The sequence below is a fragment of the Paenibacillus sp. PsM32 genome (genome assembly GCF_030433815.1).
Taxonomy (GTDB): Bacteria; Bacillota; Bacilli; order Paenibacillales; family Paenibacillaceae; genus Saccharibacillus; species Saccharibacillus kyungheensis.
Map to the genome: position 1 here is coordinate 1 of NZ_JARUWY010000011.1, position 19,703 is coordinate 19,703.

Sequence of the window (19,703 nt, forward strand, 5' to 3'; positions counted from 1 at the left end):
GGCCGCCGTTTAAAAACGTACTTTTTAAGTGTCTACTTGACGGGGCTATGACCATTAACTGTTAGTCTTTTTCTATATGTATTTTTAAATATATAATTGTTGCAACATTTAATAGGAATAAAAAATAATTAATCTCTCTGTTACCAGAAACCGATATTAAAATAAAAGTCGAATTTTCGGGGGAAATGTCGGTGTCTGTCAAATTGAGAACTGCGTTAATTGTTACATTTATTGCATTGTCGTTGTTACTGTCTTTTGTACTGAGCACAACGATTAGTTACTATTCTTCAAAAAGCATCAAAAATGAGATTGGGGAATCTCTAGCAGGAACAGCTTATCAGACAGCAGATAAGTTAGATAATTTTATGTGGTCCAGATCAGGTGAAGTAGAATTATTGGGGAGCTTGCCTGTTTTTGAAAATAATCAAAACATCGGAAATATTCAACAAATGCTAGATCAACTGCAATCCCATTTTCCATCTTTTTCATGGATCGGATATACGGATACTAAAGGAAAAGTACTAGCAGCAACAGATGGCATTTTATTAGGCAAAGACTTGTCGGAGCGTCCTGTATTTCAACAAGGGATTCAAGGCAAATTTATCGGTGATGTGCATGATGCTGTATTACTTGCCAAATTGTTACCAAATCCGAGCGGAGAACCGTTACAGTTCGTTGATGTGAGTCTACCGATTCGCAACAGTCAGAACCAAACGATTGGTGTACTGGCTGCACATATGAGTTGGGCATGGGCGAAAGAAGTGCAAGAAAGTGTCTTATTACCAAACAAATGGGCAGACCAGGATGTCGATATGCTGATTGTAAGTAAAAAGGATCAGACTGTTTTATTAGGACCGCGTGATATGGTAGGCAAGCCTTTACCTTTGAAAAGTATAGAGAAAGCCCAATTACAAAAAGATGGTTGGGAATTGGAAAAGTGGCCGGACGGCAATACATACTTAACAGGGTATGCCTATGGAGATGGATACTTGGATTATCCAGGGCTAGGGTGGACTGTTATTGTACGACAACCTGAATCTACAGCATTAGCATCTGTATCTGAATTGATGAACTTTAATATCTGGATTACGATAGCGGCTGCTGTTCTATTTGCACTGATTGGTTGGTGGTTAGCAGAGCGCATTTCGTTACCTATTCGTGCATTGACACGCACTGCTGATCGCTTAGCATCTGGAGAAAATATTGAAATACCGGCTCACAAAAGTTTTAATGATATTGAATTATTATCCTTTTCTTTGCAGACGATGGTAACGTCGCTCAGTCAAAAAGAAGTAGAACTGGATAATATGCAAAGTCTAGCACATTATGATCATCTAACAGGTCTGCCGAATCGGAATGCGTTAGAAATGTATTTGGAAGAAGCTTTTGAAAATCCTGAACAACAGCCATGCTTGTCGTTCCTCTATATTGATTTGGATGGATTCAAAAAGGTCAACGATACACTAGGACACCAGAGCGGCGATATGTTATTACAAAAAGTAGCTCAGCGTCTATGTCATCTCACGCGTGAAAAAGATATTACAGTGCGTCTGGGTGGCGACGAATTTCTAGTCGTTCTGCATACCGATCCAGCTCAATTGGATATCCAGAAAGATACAGTTGCCTATGCGAATGATATTATTCGCAGTCTGAACAAACCATTTATTGTAGAATACGAAAAAGTAAATATCGGCTGTAGTATCGGCGGAGCTGTCTATCCGTATGATAGTGACAACCCGATCGAAATTATCCGTATGGCAGATCAGGCATTGTATCAATCCAAACGTTCTGGTAAAAACCGTCTTACTTTTTACACAGAGCCACTTTCGCCTAAATCTATCGGCTAACATGAATAATAGTTATAAACACAAGCTAGAGTGTAAGTTTACTCTGGCTTTTTTGTTTGCGATAAAATGATTTACGAAGACAGCGTTCGGGCTGAAAAATCATCCGGATTAATAAAATTCCAAATATCCGGTATCTGCTCCAGATCATATTTGCGCACTGCTTCAATAATTTTGAGATGAATTTCCTGACGTAAATCTTCTTGTTCTTGATAAGTCGTTTGTTGTAGTGATCTCATAATTTTGGGTGAAAATTTGTTGATTAAAAATAAAATAGCTTCTTCATCTTCATTTTTAGCTTTTTGAATTAAGGATAGTAGAGCATGTGCCATCGTGATTCCTCCTCACGTACCTTTTATATACTGATAGTCATTCTAAACATTGAAGATACGTTTGTAATTTTTTAAGTGCTAATCGTTTTGTTTTGGAAATAGCTTGTTGTGTCACTTGAAGCTTAGTAGAAATTTCTTTCTCAGTCATTTCATAGATATAAAGATAACAAAGAATAGATTGCTCGCGACTGGTCAATTGCTCAATAGCTTCGTACATCCGTTTTTCTGTCATCACTTGCTGCCAACTTTGTTCTACAAAATGATATGTATCGGTATCAGCAGGAAAAATAGAAGCAGAAGCATGATCTGAATCTCTATTTTGATCTACGATTAATTGATATCGATCTTTATATAGACGGTTTTTCTTATCATAGTTAATAGCGCTGAAATGAATAAGAGAAGCAATATAAGACGTAAAACGAGCTTCTAAAAAGAAAAGCTGAAACGCTTGATTGAGTTTTTGCTTATTTTGAGCTGTAGGATAATACATCGCTTGTTCCAAAAGTTGCTTATTACTTTGTATACTCAAAAAAGAATGGATAATTGGATTTTGTTCAGTAGTTATATTCATACGTATGACCTCCAACACTGTATAGGATCAGTGCAAATCTATTGAAATAAAAAGATATGTACCTAAAAAGTACGAATCTATATCTTTTTATCTATAAAGTTTAAAAAATGGAGGCAAATACAACTTCAATTCTGATTAATTTTGAAATACTCTCCATCTTTATAACTATTTTTATATATCTACATACTGTATTTGATAAGAAAAGGTGTCAAAAATGGAAAAATATTTTTTGGAATTTATAGATTTTGAACTTTTGAAATGTAAAAGTAGGGTAAAAATTTGTTGTAATCGTTTCCTTTTTGTCGGAATAGGGTATTTTTTGTTTATATTGTTTATACAAGTAAAAGGAACAATGGAGGGGATGGTTAGATGAAAAGATGGGGGAGTATATTGCTGATCGGGCTGTTGCTGGTTGGATTATTATCGGCTTGCAGTATGAGCAATAGCGGCAGTAAAGATGGCGTAGTGCAATTGGAGTTTTTCCAGAATAAGCCGGAAGCCAAAGCTAGCTTCGATGAATTGATTGCCAAATTCAATCAAGAACATCCGAATATTCATGTCTCACAAGTAAATCCACCGGATGCAGAGACAGTGCTCAAAACAAGAGTCGTCAAAAACGATATTCCTGATATTGTTGGCTTGGGGGCTACAGATACATATTCGTTACTCGCGCAAAGTGATATTTTTATGGATCTAACTGGCGATAAATTATTGCAAAATATTGATCCTAAATATGCACAAATGCTACAGGATGTGACCGGGATGCAAGAAGTAACAGGAGTTCCTTTTGCTTTAAATGCAAGCGGTATCATCTATAACAAAGACATTTTCAAAAAACTGAACCTGACTGTACCCAAAACATGGGATGAGCTGATAGCGACAGCGAAAAAGGCGAAAGCAGAAGGAACAATTCCTTTTTACTTTACGTACAAAGACGACTGGCAAACGAATCTTCCTTTTAACGATATGGGAGGCACGTTGGTCGGAACAGACTTTTACAAAGAGCGTCGTGAAGGGAATACAACGTTTGTAGCTGGTTATCAAGAAGTGGCTAAAAAGCAATTAGAATTACTTAATTACGGTCACAATGATAACTTTGGTAAAGCATATTCGGATGGTAATCGTGCGTTCGCGAACGGAGAAGCAGCGATGTATATTCAAGGAAGCTGGGCGATCTCTGAGATTCGCAAAGTGAATCCAGATATTCAATTAGGATTTTTCCCGTTACCTGGTAGCAATGACGAATCCAAAAATAAACTGACGGCTGGTATTGATACATTACTGGCGATTTCCAGTCAGACAGAATATCCAGAACAAGCGAAAGAATTTATCGCGTTCTTATTGAAACCGGAAAACAGTCAACAATATATCGACCAACAAAATTTATTTTCTGCGGTTAGTGGAGTACAGCAAAAAGACAGCAGTGTAGCGGAATTACTGCCTTATTTTGAACAGGGTAAAATTGTCGATTTTGTCGATCACTATATTCCAAGTGCGGTGCAATTGAATCCAACGGTACAAGCCTTTTTGCAAAACAAAGATATCAATGGGTTCCTCAGTACACTGGATAAAGAGTGGGATAAAGTAGCGGCACGCAGAGCAAGCTAATCGATATATGGAAGGAGTGATACGATGTCTAGCAAACGCATGGCAACTTATTATTGGATGACGATTCCTGCGGTATTGTTATTTTTCTTATTTCTAACTTTACCTGCGATTCAAGGGGTTTTTTATTCATTTACGAACTGGAATGGGTTTGGTAAAGAATATGATTTTGTAGGTATTCGTAATTACGTCAGTTTGTTTACCGATAATGTAGTAGGTGAAGCTTACTGGTTTACGATCAAATATGCAGTTGTGGTTACGATTTTTATTAATATCTTCAGCTTATTGATTGCAGTAGGACTCAATTCTCGTATCAAATTCCGTAATTTTTTTAGAGGCGTATATTTCTTGCCTAATATTCTTAGTGTATTGATTGTGGGTTACATATTTAACTATTTGTTCTCTAATGTATTTACCGTCTGGGGACAGACACTGGGGATCAACTGGTTGTCCACGAATATTCTTGGAAATGACAGTCTGGCTTGGATCGGTATCGTGATTGTTGCGGTATGGCAAGGTATCGCATTAAATACGATTCTGTATCTAGCGGGCTTACAGACGATTTCGCATGATCTGTATGAAGCATCCAGTCTGGATGGCGCTGGCAAATGGCGTGAATTTTGGAGTATTACATTCCCATTGATTGCTCCATTTTTTACGATCAATATGGTATTAGCGATGAAAAATGCGTTGATGGTGTTTGACCAAATCGTCGCTTTGACCAATGGTGGGCCTGGTCGTGCCACTCAATCGATCTCATTCTTGATCTATACAGGTGGATTTGAAGGTGGAGAATTTGCTTATCAATCAGCGAACTCGGTGATTTACTTTATCGTGATCGCAGTTATCTCTATTCTTCAAATTCGATTCCTGCAAAGAAGGGAGATGGATATGTAATGGAAACACATAAACGTACCAATTGGACAGTAAATATTCTTGTAGCAATCGGCACTATTATCGTTCTTTTCCCATTATATATGGCGATTACGATTGCTTTGAAAGATCCGCAACAGATGTCGCAATCTCTATTTGGATTACCGACTACATGGCGGTTTGATAACTTTGCCAGTGCGATAGAGCTGACTAACTTTTTCCAGGCTTTTCGTAACAGTGCACTGGTAACGACAGCGACAGTAGTACTTACATTGCTGACCAACTCGATGGTTGCTTATGCAATTGGACGTAATATGGATCGTAAATTTTTTAAAGGATTATACTTTTACTTTGTCAGTGCGATGTTTATTCCTTTTCCGATTATTATGTTGCCGATTGTTAAATTAACATCTGCGCTACATATGACCAATCTCGTGGGATTGACTATTTTGCATACGGTATATGCTCTAGCATTTAATGTATTTGTATATGTAGGTTATATTCGCTCTATTCCAGCAGTGCTTGAAGAAGCGGCAACGGTAGATGGAGCAACCACATGGGGAACATTCTGGCGTATCATTTTCCCGCTGATGGCTCCGATCAATGCAACCGTCGGAATACTGGTGTGTTTATCGACATATAATGATTTCCTATTACCTTTGATTATTATTAGTGATCAGAACATGTACACCTTACCGCTAGTGCAGTACATTTTCCAGGGGCAATTCAATACCGATTATAATCTAGCATTTGCATCGTATCTATTAGCGATGTTGCCGATGATTATTATTTATCTCTTTGCTCAAAAATGGATTATTAGTGGTGTTACACGCGGTTCAGTGAAATAAAATGAGTTATTCGAATCCTTAAATGTATCCTTGATCTTACAGGTATACATTTAAGGATTTTTTTGATCATATCCATATTATTTATCTAGTATCTAATTGTAGTTAAGATAGGTATTGCTTAATTTACGTTTCTACGTATAATATAGTTAGATAATCTAATTATTAAGGAAAGTAGGTAGGATATATGGTTCGCAAACATTTTAATGAGCAGTCTGTACATAATCATCAATTACCTAAGTTAGGTAAAGAACCTTACGACAAGCTGTGCGAACAGACAGCTGAAGCGGGTACCTCGATTGCTTCTGCTCAATTAGGTCTATTAATGCTTTGGACAAGTGATCATATTCTTGATATCGTCGATAATGAAATTGCTGATTATGATATCACAGAAAGTAAGCTTGATTTATTACTACTGATTCAATTACATGAAAATAGTGAAAAAGTCACTCCATCTGCTATTGCTGAACGTTTAAATATCCGTAGAGCATCAGTCACAGCACTTTTGAATAGTGTAGAAAAAAAGGGTTGGATTATACGCGAGTCCAGTGCGGAAGATGGTCGGAAAATTTATGTTAAGTTATCCACCTCAGGTAAAATGTTTGTTCAACGTGTATTACCTGTATTTTGGTCTGCATGTGCTTCATTGGTAGAAGATCTAAACGAAGATGAACAGCAAATATTATCTAAAGTTATAGATAAATTGCATAACCAGATAGAGAAAAGATTCCAAATAGGGAGGTAAATTTTTTTAGTAAAGTAATTAGATTATCTAACTATATGAAAAGAATGGAGCTTTACCTATGAAAATCAATAATAAAAATTCAACTCTTGCCGAAGTGAATTATTCTAAAATGACTATCTTATTATGTTGGACAGGCATGGTCATTATGTGTAGTCTGTATCTTACTATTCCTTTAAGTTCTACATTTATCACACAATTCAATATTAGTTCTGCTCAAGCAGGATTAACAGGTAGTTTATTTTCATTAGGCTTTGCAATTGGTTGTTTATTTTATGGTGCTCTAGCTGATAAATATGGTCGTAAAAAGGTAATGACTATCGGTTTGTGTGCATTGGCATTGATTACGATGTTGATCGGATATACTCATCATTTTGTGATTTTATTGCTACTCAGAAGTGTACAAGGATTAGCGGCAGCTTCTTTTTCACCTGTAGCACTTGCCTATGTTGTAGCTATATTTCCTAATCATCGTAAAGTAACTACTATCGGGTTTATTAGTACAGGCTTCCTGATCGCAGGAATTTTAGGACAGGTCATTTCAAGCTGGATCAGTACGTATTACGGATGGAATCTGATATTTATACTATTTGGAGTTCTTTATATATTGACAATACTTTGGCTTAAAATAGGATTAACCCAAGATAGTATTCAACAACCTGACCTCGACATCTGGTCTTATCTTAAGCAATTAACGATTGTTATTAGGCAAAGAAATCTGATATTTACGTATATCATCGCCTTCCTTTTGTTATTTTCTTTTATTGTAATGTACATAATACTAGGAAATAATTTGCAAAGTGATGTTTTTGGGGTAACACCTTTGCAAATGTTATGGATTCGAATGATAGGGATTTTAGGAATGATATGTTCACCATTTTCAGGGACGATTTCTCGTAAAATAGGGGTACGAAATACGTTGCTTTTGGGACTTGGACTAGGAATTATAAGCCTATTGATGATGGGCTGGCTACATCACTTAGTATTAATCGTTATATGTAGCGTCATTTTTGTCGCAGGTATTGCGATTGCTGTGCCTTCTTTAGTGGCTTTAGTTGGACAATTGGGAGGGAGTTATCGCGGAATTGCTGTTTCTGTATATACTTTTTTCCTTTTTGCAGGCACAAGTGTAGCACCAATTTGGTCAGTCTATATACTGTCTTTACATCATACTCAGTCCTTTATATATAGTGCATTAGTGCTTACGGTAGCCGTTATAGCAAGCTTGTGCATTCGTATCAAATAAATTAGAAATCAAATGCTTTATAAAGTTAAGTAACTTCCTTTTATTGAGTTAACTAGGATAATGAGTTATGATAAATAAGTAACATCTATTTATTCTTAAAAAAGGAAAAAGGAGGAATTAAAGATGAAGAAAAAGGGCTATATTTTAAAAAGTGGAACTGTGTTGTCTATGGATCATGCAATTGGTAATGTAAAGAAAGCAGATGTAGTGATTAACGGTTCAACGATTGAAGCTATAGGAAATAATCTACAACTTGATGAATCCGCTTATCATATTATTGATGCGTCAGAACATATTATTATGCCGGGCTTAGTAGATACTCATCGGCATATGTGGGAATCGCTAGTACGTACAGCAGGAACCAATTGGTCACTGCCTGTCTATTTGCAAAATTTATATTATGGTGGGTTGGGAAGTCGGTTACGTCCTCAAGACAGTTATATCGCCAACTTGCTTGGCTCTTTAGAAGCGCTTCATGCTGGTGTCACAACAGTACTGGATTGGAGTATGCCTTATTCTCCAGAACATACCGACGAATTGATTCGGGGATTACAAGAAGCAGGGATACGTTCTGTATTTGCTCTTGGTGTACCGGGCGAGACAGAATACTGGAATCGAGATAGTCGCTTGGTGATCTCTGATGCCGAGCGCGTCAAAAAGCAATATTTTACTTCGCAAGATCAATTGTTAACGATGGGGCTAGCGATACGTGGGCCTGAATTTAGCCATTGGGATACTACGGTTACTGAAATCGGTATTGCCCGTCAACTGGAAGCGATCTGTTCGATGCATATCGGATTCGGCAACTGGGGAGCTGTTGATCACTCAGTTACCAAGCTATATGAAGCAGGATTACTTGGACCCGATCTCAATATGGTACATGGCAATAAAATGATGACGGAAGAATATAAAATGCTAGCAGATGCAGGGGCATCATTATCGGTAACACCGGAAGTCGAAATGATGATGGGACATGGATATCCTGCAACCGGATTTTTCTTAGAACAAGGTGGAATGCCTTCACTGGGCGTAGATGTAGTGACTTCGACCGGTGGCGATTTATTTGCGCAAATGAAATTTATGTTGCAAGCAGAACGGGCACGAGTCAATGAAGAGATTCTGAACAGTGGTAATATGCCGGGTGAATTGAATCTATTATCTCAGCAAGTGCTTGAGTTCGCTACAGTAGGTGGAGCCAAAGCATTGCAATTAGATTCTCAAATTGGTCAATTAACACCGGGCAAACAAGCGGATATAATCATGATTAGCACTTCTGATCTGAATACAGATTTGAATCTATTTCCGGTTATCGATCCTATTGGAGCCGTAGTTCAATTCACTAATCCATCGAATGTAGATACTGTATTCGTTGGCGGTCGTCTGATGAAGCAACATGGTCAGTTGGTAGGCGTGGATATCGAGCGTGTACGTCGTCTTGTATCGGAAAGTAGAGCGTATCTGGATACTCAATATGTATTAAGTGATGCAGGTCGAGTGATCTATTCATAACCATTCTACTGATATCGCTGAAATAGAACGAAAAAGTAAAACAGGGACAGATCTATCGTTACGATGAACTGTCCCTGTTTATTGGTAGCTAAAGTGATCTTTTATTGAGTTTGAAATGTCTGCGTCCATTCACAGAAAATCGCATAATCTTTCTCGACTTGATCGGCATAAGCGAACGCCCAACGTGAAATATGTTGTACAAATGCGTCGGGTTTGCGTCCCATCGCTTTTAGAATTTCTTTTTCACTATGATACGGTAGAATGCCTTTGTTCACATCGGCATCAGCACGTGCATGCATTTTGGCAGTTAATTTAGCCATTGTACTGAGTACACTTTCCATATCTTCTATCGTTTCGATATCTTCTAATTTTAGACGCTTTTTGTAAGGCGAACGTTCTCGCACATAGAAATCTCGACCGTCTAACGTCAGAAAACCAAGATAAGGATCGGCTTTGTGATGCATCGCTTGTTGTGTTGTAGTTACACGCTTACCTTGATGGCTAAATGTCTGCCAGAATGAATCGGCATAAGGTAGAAAATAAGCAGGCACAGGAGTACGTACTTCTTTTACTTCCAATACAGCATCATCTTCACCCGCTCCTCGTAGCCCACCTTCGATCAATACATAATACCGATCCAGCCCGATTGAAGCGGTACCGGAACCATGCTTAATCGCAATATCTTTGATCCGATAATGATCTGCTTCGCCTTGATGACAGACTAAAGTCTGTTGATAAAAATCCCATGCTTGCTCTAATAATGTATGTTCTTGTTCAGAAGGAGTGACCAATTCAGCAGTTTCTTGAAAAACACGATCACTTTGCATAACCGCAGTAACTTTTTCTAGGAAATGCCCGTTACGGCGTTTTTCTAACTTCCGTAACAATTTGCGTACAGGGCCTTTAGCTTTGTTTTCATTCATAACAAATTTGGCGGGATCGTCTTTGTCTTCTACAAAACAAGAGATTTGTTTATGATAACCTTTAACATAATGCTCTAATAGGTGCAATTGTTGCTCATCGGTATATTGAAGCTGTCGTCCAACTAATGCGATACTGACCGACATGCGTAGCACATCATACAGATACGAACCGATATACCCTTCATCAAAATCATTGACATCATACACAATCTGCTTCGATTCATTACGAAAAGCACCAAAATTTTCGAAATGCAAATCCCCTTGAATCCATGTAGGGCGTTCGGTAGAAGTATGATAAGGAAAGTAATGGCGAGTCGCATCAAAGTAAAACAAATACGAACTTCCGCGGAAAAAAGAAAAAGCAGACGTGCTCATTTTGCGATATTTCTCTGCTCTTTTGGGTGGGCTCAACGTCATAATTTTACTATCAAATTCATCCAGCACCGAGATTAATGTTTCTTTGCGTAATTTAGTACGTGTATGTATCACTTGCTCTGTCATATTAGGCGGTATCATCGTATAGTGCCCCCTCATCTTACAATATCTTGTCTAACATCATACCTCATTTGTATTTTAGCATTTTCTATTCAGAAGGGTGTACAGTAAAATGCAGTCAATTGAGCGTTAGTTGCAAATGGTTACGTAAAAGCATAATGTGGGTTAAAGAGTATAGATACTTCTCCATTAGAAGAAGTAAAGAAAAAGGAGTAGAGACTAATGTACAAAATTATTCTTGTTCGTCATGGAGAAAGTGTATATAATCAACAGAATTTGTTTACAGGATGGACCGATGTAGCGCTTAGTGATCGTGGAATAGAAGAAGCAAGAATAGCTGGACAATTAATAAAAGAAGCAGGATATACATTTGATCTTGCTTTTTCTTCAGTGTTAAAACGTTCGATTCAGACTATGCACTACATACTCGACGAACTGGATTTGCTATGGATTCCTGAACAGAAGTCATGGAAATTAAATGAGCGTCATTATGGAGCTTTGCAAGGATTAAGTAAAATCGATACTGCTGAGAAATATGGAGAAGAACAACTTCAACTCTGGCGCAGAAGTCTTACGGTTCGTCCTCCTTTATTGGAAAAAAATGATCCACGTAGTCCACGTCATGAAGTACGGTACAACGAGATTCCAGACGATCAGATTCCATATGGCGAAAGTCTCAAAGATACAGTAGAACGTGTTGGAGAGTTCTGGCATGACTGTATTGTGCCTTTGATTCAGAAAAAAGAACATATTTTAATAGCCGCTCATGGCAACACTTTACGTGCTTTAATTAAATATTTAGAAGATATTGATGAAAAAACATTAACCGAGCTTAATATTCCGACAGGTATTCCACTTGTGTATGAACTAGATGATGATATCAATCCGATTCGACGCTTTTATTTAGGCGAAGATGAGCATATTGAACGCAAAACAAATGAAGTGGCTAATGAACACAATGTAAACGAATAATGAGGAGGAACTCATGCATATCAGACCTCAATTCAAAACAAGTCTGATTTTAATCATTGCAGGTATAGTTATGGCGTTAATATACACCCGTATTTATCTACAAAGTGAAGATAAATCCAGTATTTTTATAGGTGCATGTATATGTATTGTAGGCAGTACATCTGTTATTCGCAGTATTGTAAGATATTATTATCGTGAAGATACAGAGAGTATGCGAGCTAATATTAATAGATGCCTACTCTATTACAGTATCTATTTAGTTTCTTTTTGGGTAGTGATGTGGATCGATACACAATCGTTTGGACAATCTATCCAATTAACATTTGCTTTACTATTAGCAGGAATACTTGTTATTGAACCTGCCCGAAATGAATTGCTTACCAAAGGATGGAGAACATTTCTTCGTGTATTATGGATCGTGTTTGTAGCTGCATTTGCTTATATTGCTCTGGTATATCATCCACAATGGTCTACCGTTAGTTCAGTTGTTATCGGATTATTAATTTACTTATTTTTAGAAGTATCTTTAACTTGGATATTCCGCAAGCGTGCTTTGCAATCAACTTGATAAGCTTCTAAAATTGAATTGAGATATCTATGTAATACAAAATATCAAGATTAGGATAAATGAAAAAGCATCTGTAGACATTTCTGCTACAGATGCTTTTTTGGTTTGTACTGTGTTCCTTACTTATCAATGACAGACAAGAATCTGACGGGAAAATACGCCTTTAGCTCCTTTTTTCGCTTCTCCACGATCTGTAATCGAGAATCCAGCGGTTGCTATCATTTCATCGATATTCTCAATTGTGATCACGACTACTTTATCAGCGATTCGGCGAGCATGTTGTAGAATACTTAATTGTTCTTCAGGAGTAGTAGTTGAAAATAAATTGTAAGGCATATCAACAATTGCCGCATCATAATGTTCTGTAATATCTGCAATATCGCCTAAAGTTACTTCCCCTTTTAAGCCGAAATGCTTAATATTAGCTCGTGCTCCTTGTGCAATATGCGGATTGATATCGCGTCCGACAATATCGATATCCATAGATAATGCTTCTACCAGTACAGTGCCGATGCCACAGCAAGGATCGATAGCTTTGATCCCTACAGGATTGGGAACCAAAATATTAGCAGCCGCTCTAGCAAGACGGGTATTGAGAGCAATAGAGTAATTTTGCGGTTTGCGCATATTGTGGAACCAGACAGCTTCATTTTTAAAATAATGACCCAAATACCAGCGTCCACCAAAAGGAACAATGCCGTACGTATGTTGAGGATGCTTCACATCGGCTTCTCCATGAATACGCATCCCTATTTCGCGTTCAATACTTAATCGTTCTTGATACTCAATTTTGTGATCTTGATCCAGATCGTTGATTTTGACAAAAACAACTTTGAATGTTTGATCAAGCATATCGATCTGTTCTGCCTGAGTATATATTTCTTCTAACGTATCGCCTTCGTACAATACTTCAATGCGTTCTTTGATAAACGGGCTACGGCTAGGCATAACAGCGATATCACTTTTAAGAATAAATTGATCGGTTTCCTGTCCAAAAAATGCTCTCATTTCCAGATAACAAAGTGAATGTTCATCCTGACGGTGAGAGTACGTATAAATATATTGCGGACTTGCATGTTGTTGATCCAATCGTCGTCCATCCTTTAAGCCAGTAGGGCTAATTATATTTCCTGCAAATCAGTCAAAAATAGCGCTGTTTTGCAAAATGTTTCATGTGGAACATTCTAGTGTTGTGGAACATCTTTTGAAAAGACGTAAAAACTATCTCGTTTTTCCCAACCGTTTGCTACCCAGAAGTGTTGACCTTCCACATTTGTTGCCATTACGAAAATATGGCATTTATCGATTCCGGCATCAGTTAAGCCTTTCATTGCTTTTTCAATCAATTGTGTCGCAATTCGTTGTCCTCGATATGCAGGATCGACTGCCAGATGATACATATATCCACGCCTACCATCATGACCGGCGAGTAATGTTCCTGCTAGAACAGTCGTCTGGTTATCTAGCTGTTCTTCCGCTATAAACGAACAATAAGGATTACGCTCTAAATATGTTTGAATATGAGGTAATGAATCGGCTTCGCTTAACCACATACCTTCAGTATGCTCCCAAAGCTCAATAATTTCATTATAATCTTCAATTTTCATTTCTCTGAGTGTAATCATGTTTATTCCTCCGTTATTGTAGGTAATCTAAAGTAAAAGTGATGATTTGCTACTTATTTGTAAGGAACTTGCTGTGAACAGCATTTTTTTCTGGTAATTACATCGATTAAGGCTTAGCATGTAATAGAAGCTAGCATGACACACGTTGGAATTGAATTTACGTTTACTATAAAAATGAATATCGAACGATCAAGGAGGCACTCCTTTTGAATATAAAGAAAAACGCTACAAAATGGTTGATGATCACTATTATTTTATGTGCTCTTTCACTAGAAACGGTATCCGCATCAAAGTTTCATTCTAACCAACAAGTCACTGAAAATGGTGAACCTTTAATGGTGAACACTGTTAATATAGAACAATTAGATTTTCCGATCGCTCAATCCAACCTATTTAACATTATGGAAGATGCAAAAGTAATTGCAAGCGATCCTGATCTTCATATTACGATTCGTGGCAGAGAAAAATCGGATGGTACGTACGAAAATATGTCTATCCATGCACCTACATTTACTGGTTTGTTAGATGGTGTACAAGTCGTGAATCCAGCATATGCACCGCAACTGTATTCTACAGATTTGGATGGTGATGGTGAACCGGAAGTGATCGTTGTTCTAACGAACGGATATGGCACCGGCATAGACAGAACAGAAGTCAAAGTTTATCGGCAAGATGGTACGTTGATTCCTGTAGAAGATGCACAGCAAAGCTGGAATACTTCTTTTCAAACACAGATAAATAAGCAACAGATGGATATAACATGGAACCAAAAACAGATGATTTTGCCGACTTCTATCCTACAAGACCCTACAGATTCGGTAGCAAATGGACTACAAATAGGTGCGGTTCGTCAATACAAAATCGAAAATGGACAACTGGTCGTTGCAGGTTCTGTTCAAGTCGGTATGATGAATATTTTGGGTGAACTCACTACAGTGTATCAGTATCAGCAAGGCAGATTACAAGCCCATTCTTTCCAACTAGAGTTAGATGAACCGTATCGCTCTGCGATTCAGATCAAGTAGATTCCATTTCTTTGGCGATGGATACTAACTGCTGAATACCTTGCCGAATCTCATGCTCACTGGCAAATGAAAAGCAAAGACGGATATATTGCTGTGATGTATCGTTACGATCAAATAGTGATCCAGGCACAAAAGAAATCGATTGTTTGAGACAACGAGCCAGTAATTCAGGAACAGATAGATAATCAGGCAATCGAACCCAGAGGTTGAATCCGCCTTGAGGGGTTTCATAATACCAGCCGGTTGAAGAGAGTTCTTCTTCCATAATTTCTAAGCGAATCCGTAAAGCGATTCGTAGCTTTTCAATATGTTGTTGCAGACGACTAGATGTGAAATACAGCAAAAACACTTTCTGATTCAGCAACGGTGTACCGCCATCTGCAAGTGACTTGGCAGCAAGTAAAGGAGTAAACCACTCCGGTCTAGCTACAATACAAGCCATCCGCAGTCCTGGAGACACATATTTGCTAAAGCTACGAATATAGATCGTGTATCCTTCAGTATCATAAGCAAATAGCGGAAGCGGCGGCTTTTGATCAAAATAAATATCATGGCAAGTATCGTCTTCTATCAATAAACATTCATATTGAGCGGCTAGATCGACTAGCTGTTTGCGTTGTTCTGCTGATATACAGACACCTGTCGGATTGTGAAATGTAGGATTAAGGTAAAAGAAGCGAGGTTTGTACTTTTTCATCGCCTCTTTGATCTGAACAAGATCATAACCGTTAGCATCAATAGTGATCGGAACCAATTTGGCTCCTTTTTGCTCAAAAACATCCAAAGCACTAGCATAAGCAGGGGTTTCAATCAGCACATGATCACCCGGACGTATCCATACTTCTGCGATGAGCGATATCGCTTGTTGAGCACCTGTTGTAATCAAGATTTCATCGGCATGTACATGAAACTGCGCGGTATCGGTAAAGTAGCGTTGAAGCATCTCTCTGAGCTCCAGATCGCCTTGTGCGGTAGCATATGTACCTAACAACTTGGGATACAGATCGAATACTTGTTTGACGTATTCAGCAAAATAATGATTTGGTAATAGATTCGGTGTAATAAGCGCTTTGGAGAATTGATAAGTAGCTTCTATTCGATGCAGATCGCCTAGATTTCCTTGAAATAAAGGCAGACCTAATTCCGCTTCATTGGTTAAGACTTGCAGAGCAGGCGGTTGCACATAATAGCCGGATTTATCACGAGCATAGACATGACCATCTTCTTTGAGATGTTGATACGCTTTGAAAATCGTTAAACGGTGCATTCCTGTATCTTCTGCTAGCTGACGAACCGAAGGTAATTTGGCATGAGCTTGCCAGTCTCCACGCTGGATACGTGTTTGAATATAGGTATAAACGGTTTGAAAAGAATGTTTACTTTGTGACTTATAGGATGATGAATCGACTGTAAGATGGGACTGTTTTTTTTGCGGTTCAATCAGCGGTTTATTTGTCATATCCACATTCCTTTCTGAGTCTATAGCAGATCATAGATTATTAAGTTCAATCAAGAGTAGAAAGTGTATCTAGTGTAACGCTTATATATCCCTGTATCGTATCATCTGTTCTGTGGCATTCCATCTGTTCTATTGATGTTCCTTTACAATAACAGAACACAGAGGAGGAATGGAAGATGGTATTACTGGGTTATGCAATGATGTGTTTGATTTTTGGAACAACCTTTCTAGCGATCAAGATCGGGGTCGATGCAGGATTACCGCCTTTCTTTTCCGCAGGAGTTCGGTTTCTACTCGCTGGATTGATCTTAATGATCTGGATGTATGCACGTAAAAAGGTAAGCTTCTCTTTATTATTACGTAAAGAAACACTATTTATAGGGTCAGGTCTAACCTTTTTTACTTTTGCAGCGTTATACTGGGCTGAACAATATATTACGTCCGGTGTAGGTGCTGTTCTGTCTGCTACGGCTCCAGCTATTATTTTAGTGATTCGAGCAGTGATATTGAAAGATAAAGCACCAAGCATTTCATTTATTGGAGCGCTGATTGGATTAGTCGGTGTCGCTTTGCTGATGTTACCGGGGTTATCCGGTCAGTATCATGCACTATGGGTAATTGCTTGTCTGGTTGTCGTATTAGGGGAATTTGGCTATGCAGCAGGAGCTGTGTATTCCAAGCAGGTAGTTTCTAAATTACAAGGGAGTTCACCGATTGCGCAAAATGCAGCTCAGATGATACATGGTGGTTGGATGTTATTGGTGCTGTCTTTGATTACCGAGCATAGTCAAATACATATCGAAACGATGTTCAATTCAGCGGCGATAGGCTCAATGGTGTATTTGATCGTGTTGGGATCTATGGGAGGGCATACGTTATTCTACTGGTTGATCTCGCGGACTAATCCTGTATTTCCATCGACATGGTTATACATTTCGCCTGTGATTGCTCTTGTACTTGGATGGTTGATCTATAAAGAACCACTAAATTGGATAATGGGATTAGGAGCTATGATTATTCTGATCGGTGTCATTTTAACGAATATTGAGACATTGCGTTCGTTATTTGCAAGTCAAGCTTCAAAAGCAACCAAAGACAAAAATACTCGGATCATCAAAGTCTATAAAAATTAAAGTGTATACAAAGAAAAGACCTCCATCTGCTAGGAGGTCTTTCTGTGTACAGATTACATAAAATGATTATTGATTAATTGCATAAATGCCAGGCTTATTATTCATCGGAGCGATCCAAATCTCGCCATCGCCAATCATGACACCCATATCACGTATAAACAATTTATCGAGACGTTGGTTGGCTAATGCTTTTTTAACTTTAGCAGTCATAATCGTATTGTATTCTTTTATAAATTGAGACTGATTAAGAATACTTCTTTTTTTGTTATTGCTATTGATCACTAGCGGGTAAGAAATACGATTCGCTACCGCTTCTTTATTTCCATTGGCTACTGCACGACGCAGATTGGCATAAAATCCAGTGAACTGTTTAACATTATCAAATCCAGCTACACTCACCAGTCGTTTTTCCTGCTCGGCAGTGAGTTTGTCTACTTTTGCTTTGGTGGTAGCAGTAGATTCAGTAGAAGCGACGGTAGAGACAGGTGCTGTAGTTGTATCCGCTTGTGCTGATACAGACAGAGCAGGGATAGCAATAGATCCAGCTAATACAGAAGTCATCACGATTGTTATTCCTTTTTTGATATTCATTATTCATACCTCCTAGAGACTAATATATTCAAAAGATCATGACAATACGCTAACTTCATTTAGGGGCTACATGATAATGACTTATAAAATAACAATAACGTAAAATAATAACAAAGTAAAAGAAGGATCTTAATTTAGAGCTATTTATAGCTAGCTTCGTTAAGTATAGAAATATGCTTCTTATAGGCAAAGCTTTTCTATGGATGATTAATCATGTAACTTTTGATTAATAGTATATACACCTGGTTTATGATCTAACATAGCTATCCACATTTCGCCACTACCAACCATTACACCTTGATCACGAATAAATAATTTATCTAAGCGTTGGTCGGCTAATGCTTTTTTCGTTTTCGCAGTCATAATTGTATCGTATTCAGCAATAAATTGTTTTTTGTTCAAAATTTTGCGTTGGTGATTATTGCTATAGACTGACAAAGGGTAAGAGATACGATTAGCTACCGCTTCTTTATCATTTTTAGCGACAGAACGACGAAGATTGTTATAAAATCCAGTAAATTGTTTTACATTATCAAATCCAGCAATATCAACCAGACTTTTTTCTTGTTCAGGCGTGAGTTTGTCTACTTTCGTCTTGGTTGTTGCCTGGGTAGAAATAGACTTGGTAGTCGTATTGGCTTGTGCAGAAACAGATGATAATGCAGGGATCGTAAGCGATAAAGCCATAACAGAAGTGAGCATGATTTTGATTGTTTTTGTATTTTTCATCATAGTTTGCCTCCAGAAATATATAGATTGAATGGACGAGAACATATCGTCTAGAGACATTATTCAATAGATTACAGTCACTTGTAAAACAACAATATAGTCATGGCAAAGTAACAGGATAGTCATCGTAAAATGCCATAAAATTCAAATTCTAAAAGATATATCTTAGAAAGGAGACACCTATGAACCCATCGGATCAACCTCCCAAACCAGCAGATCAAGGCTATCATTACCGCGAAGAAATTCGTATGAATCAAGCTTCACCTTTTTATCAACCACCTAAATATAAAGCCGATTGGATTCGCTGGGCAGACGAAACCGTAGCGTTTGAAACGCAGCGAGAAGCATACGAATGGATCAGTAGTGGAGCGTATAATGAAATCGGCAAATGTTATGATGGCTACCGTAGCCATGATCCTAAAATGGCAGAAACATTAGCTTTTCAATTGCTTCGATTACAGACGATCAGAGAAGCCACTCATCGCATCTATACCGATATCGATTATGAGGCTACACCGAATTGGTATATGGTGTGGGTGGAGAAGATACATGATGTAGAAAAAAATGAAAATAAGGTAACAGAATAGCATATTTTATAGCGCAGAAAGGAAGAAAC

At 38.0% G+C, this 19,703-nt stretch carries 20 protein-coding genes; 12 read left to right on the plus strand and 8 right to left on the minus strand.

What is annotated here, in order from left to right; all coding sequences use genetic code 11:
* The first annotated feature begins 191 nt into the window (after nt 1-191).
* The gene (locus QCD85_RS18430) at nt 192-1,847 is read left to right on the plus strand and encodes a diguanylate cyclase domain-containing protein (protein WP_301263497.1); all 1,656 of its coding nucleotides are present in this window, start codon (nt 192-194) and stop codon (nt 1,845-1,847) included.
* Between the two features lie 71 nt (nt 1,848-1,918).
* On the opposite strand, the gene QCD85_RS18435 is transcribed toward QCD85_RS18430, so the two are convergent.
* A complete protein-coding gene (locus tag QCD85_RS18435; protein ID WP_301263498.1) occupies nt 1,919-2,176 on the minus strand; it encodes a helix-turn-helix domain-containing protein in 258 nt (85 codons plus the stop codon).
* 37 nt (nt 2,177-2,213) lie between these two features.
* A complete protein-coding gene (locus QCD85_RS18440; protein WP_274171575.1) occupies nt 2,214-2,747 on the minus strand; it encodes a sigma-70 family RNA polymerase sigma factor in 534 nt (177 codons plus the stop codon).
* A 369-nt stretch (nt 2,748-3,116) separates the two neighbouring features.
* Between QCD85_RS18440 and QCD85_RS18445 the strand changes: the two genes are divergently transcribed.
* The 6 genes from QCD85_RS18445 (at nt 3,117) to QCD85_RS18470 (ending at nt 9,567) form a co-directional block, all read left to right on the plus strand.
* Nucleotides 3,117-4,355 (plus strand): ABC transporter substrate-binding protein, encoded by a 1,239-nt coding sequence (locus tag QCD85_RS18445; protein WP_301263499.1) that lies wholly within the window; start codon nt 3,117-3,119, stop codon nt 4,353-4,355.
* A gap of 24 nt (nt 4,356-4,379) precedes the next feature.
* Complete coding sequence (locus QCD85_RS18450) at nt 4,380-5,249, plus strand: carbohydrate ABC transporter permease (RefSeq protein ID WP_274171577.1); 870 nt, start codon at nt 4,380-4,382, stop codon at nt 5,247-5,249.
* Nucleotides 5,249-6,073 carry a carbohydrate ABC transporter permease gene (locus QCD85_RS18455; protein ID WP_204826067.1) on the plus strand — a complete coding sequence of 275 codons (825 nt, stop codon included), beginning with the start codon at nt 5,249-5,251 and terminating at the stop codon, nt 6,071-6,073. The genes QCD85_RS18450 and QCD85_RS18455 overlap by 1 nt, the downstream gene beginning before the upstream one ends.
* 184 nt (nt 6,074-6,257) lie before the next feature.
* Nucleotides 6,258-6,815, plus strand: a complete 558-nt coding sequence (locus QCD85_RS18460; protein WP_301263500.1) for a MarR family winged helix-turn-helix transcriptional regulator — start codon at nt 6,258-6,260, stop codon at nt 6,813-6,815.
* A gap of 58 nt (nt 6,816-6,873) precedes the next feature.
* A complete protein-coding gene (locus QCD85_RS18465) occupies nt 6,874-8,058 on the plus strand; it encodes an MFS transporter (RefSeq protein WP_301263501.1) in 1,185 nt (394 codons plus the stop codon).
* A 123-nt stretch (nt 8,059-8,181) separates the two neighbouring features.
* Nucleotides 8,182-9,567, plus strand: coding sequence for an amidohydrolase family protein (locus QCD85_RS18470; protein ID WP_301263502.1), 1,386 nt, complete (start codon nt 8,182-8,184; stop codon nt 9,565-9,567).
* 101 nt (nt 9,568-9,668) lie between these two features.
* Here QCD85_RS18470 and QCD85_RS18475 read toward each other — a convergent pair whose 3' ends face one another.
* A complete protein-coding gene (locus QCD85_RS18475; protein ID WP_301263503.1) occupies nt 9,669-11,006 on the minus strand; it encodes a DUF2252 domain-containing protein in 1,338 nt (445 codons plus the stop codon).
* A gap of 201 nt (nt 11,007-11,207) precedes the next feature.
* Here QCD85_RS18475 and gpmA point away from each other — a divergent pair, with 201 nt between their 5' ends.
* Nucleotides 11,208-11,957 (plus strand): 2,3-diphosphoglycerate-dependent phosphoglycerate mutase, encoded by a 750-nt coding sequence (gene gpmA, locus QCD85_RS18480; RefSeq protein ID WP_301263504.1) that lies wholly within the window; start codon nt 11,208-11,210, stop codon nt 11,955-11,957.
* Between the two features lie 13 nt (nt 11,958-11,970).
* Nucleotides 11,971-12,525: a hypothetical protein gene (locus tag QCD85_RS18485; RefSeq protein WP_301263505.1), complete on the plus strand. Its 555-nt coding sequence runs from the start codon at nt 11,971-11,973 to the stop codon at nt 12,523-12,525.
* A 126-nt stretch (nt 12,526-12,651) separates the two neighbouring features.
* Here QCD85_RS18485 and QCD85_RS18490 read toward each other — a convergent pair whose 3' ends face one another.
* Complete coding sequence (locus QCD85_RS18490) at nt 12,652-13,614, minus strand: TRM11 family SAM-dependent methyltransferase (RefSeq protein ID WP_301263506.1); 963 nt, start codon at nt 13,612-13,614, stop codon at nt 12,652-12,654.
* A gap of 95 nt (nt 13,615-13,709) precedes the next feature.
* Nucleotides 13,710-14,150, minus strand: coding sequence for a GNAT family N-acetyltransferase (locus tag QCD85_RS18495; protein WP_301263507.1), 441 nt, complete (start codon nt 14,148-14,150; stop codon nt 13,710-13,712).
* 206 nt (nt 14,151-14,356) lie between these two features.
* Between QCD85_RS18495 and QCD85_RS18500 the strand changes: the two genes are divergently transcribed.
* Nucleotides 14,357-15,175 (plus strand): hypothetical protein, encoded by an 819-nt coding sequence (locus tag QCD85_RS18500; protein ID WP_301263508.1) that lies wholly within the window; start codon nt 14,357-14,359, stop codon nt 15,173-15,175.
* Here QCD85_RS18500 and QCD85_RS18505 read toward each other — a convergent pair.
* Nucleotides 15,168-16,634 carry an aminotransferase-like domain-containing protein gene (locus tag QCD85_RS18505; protein WP_301263509.1) on the minus strand — a complete coding sequence of 489 codons (1,467 nt, stop codon included), beginning with the start codon at nt 16,632-16,634 and terminating at the stop codon, nt 15,168-15,170. The two genes, QCD85_RS18500 and QCD85_RS18505, sit on opposite strands and share 8 nt — an antisense overlap.
* A 176-nt stretch (nt 16,635-16,810) precedes the next feature.
* Here QCD85_RS18505 and QCD85_RS18510 point away from each other — a divergent pair, with 176 nt between their 5' ends.
* Nucleotides 16,811-17,767: a DMT family transporter gene (locus QCD85_RS18510; protein WP_301263510.1), complete on the plus strand. Its 957-nt coding sequence runs from the start codon at nt 16,811-16,813 to the stop codon at nt 17,765-17,767.
* Nucleotides 17,768-17,833: 66 nt separating this feature from the next.
* Here QCD85_RS18510 and QCD85_RS18515 read toward each other — a convergent pair whose 3' ends face one another.
* Both QCD85_RS18515 and QCD85_RS18520 read right to left on the minus strand, forming a co-directional pair.
* Nucleotides 17,834-18,358: a hypothetical protein gene (locus tag QCD85_RS18515; RefSeq protein WP_273613972.1), complete on the minus strand. Its 525-nt coding sequence runs from the start codon at nt 18,356-18,358 to the stop codon at nt 17,834-17,836.
* 207 nt (nt 18,359-18,565) lie between these two features.
* Nucleotides 18,566-19,090 (minus strand): hypothetical protein, encoded by a 525-nt coding sequence (locus QCD85_RS18520; protein WP_301263511.1) that lies wholly within the window; start codon nt 19,088-19,090, stop codon nt 18,566-18,568.
* 179 nt (nt 19,091-19,269) lie between these two features.
* Here QCD85_RS18520 and QCD85_RS18525 point away from each other — a divergent pair, with 179 nt between their 5' ends.
* Nucleotides 19,270-19,674 (plus strand): hypothetical protein, encoded by a 405-nt coding sequence (locus QCD85_RS18525; protein ID WP_301263512.1) that lies wholly within the window; start codon nt 19,270-19,272, stop codon nt 19,672-19,674.
* The last annotated feature ends 29 nt before the right edge of the window (nt 19,675-19,703 follow it).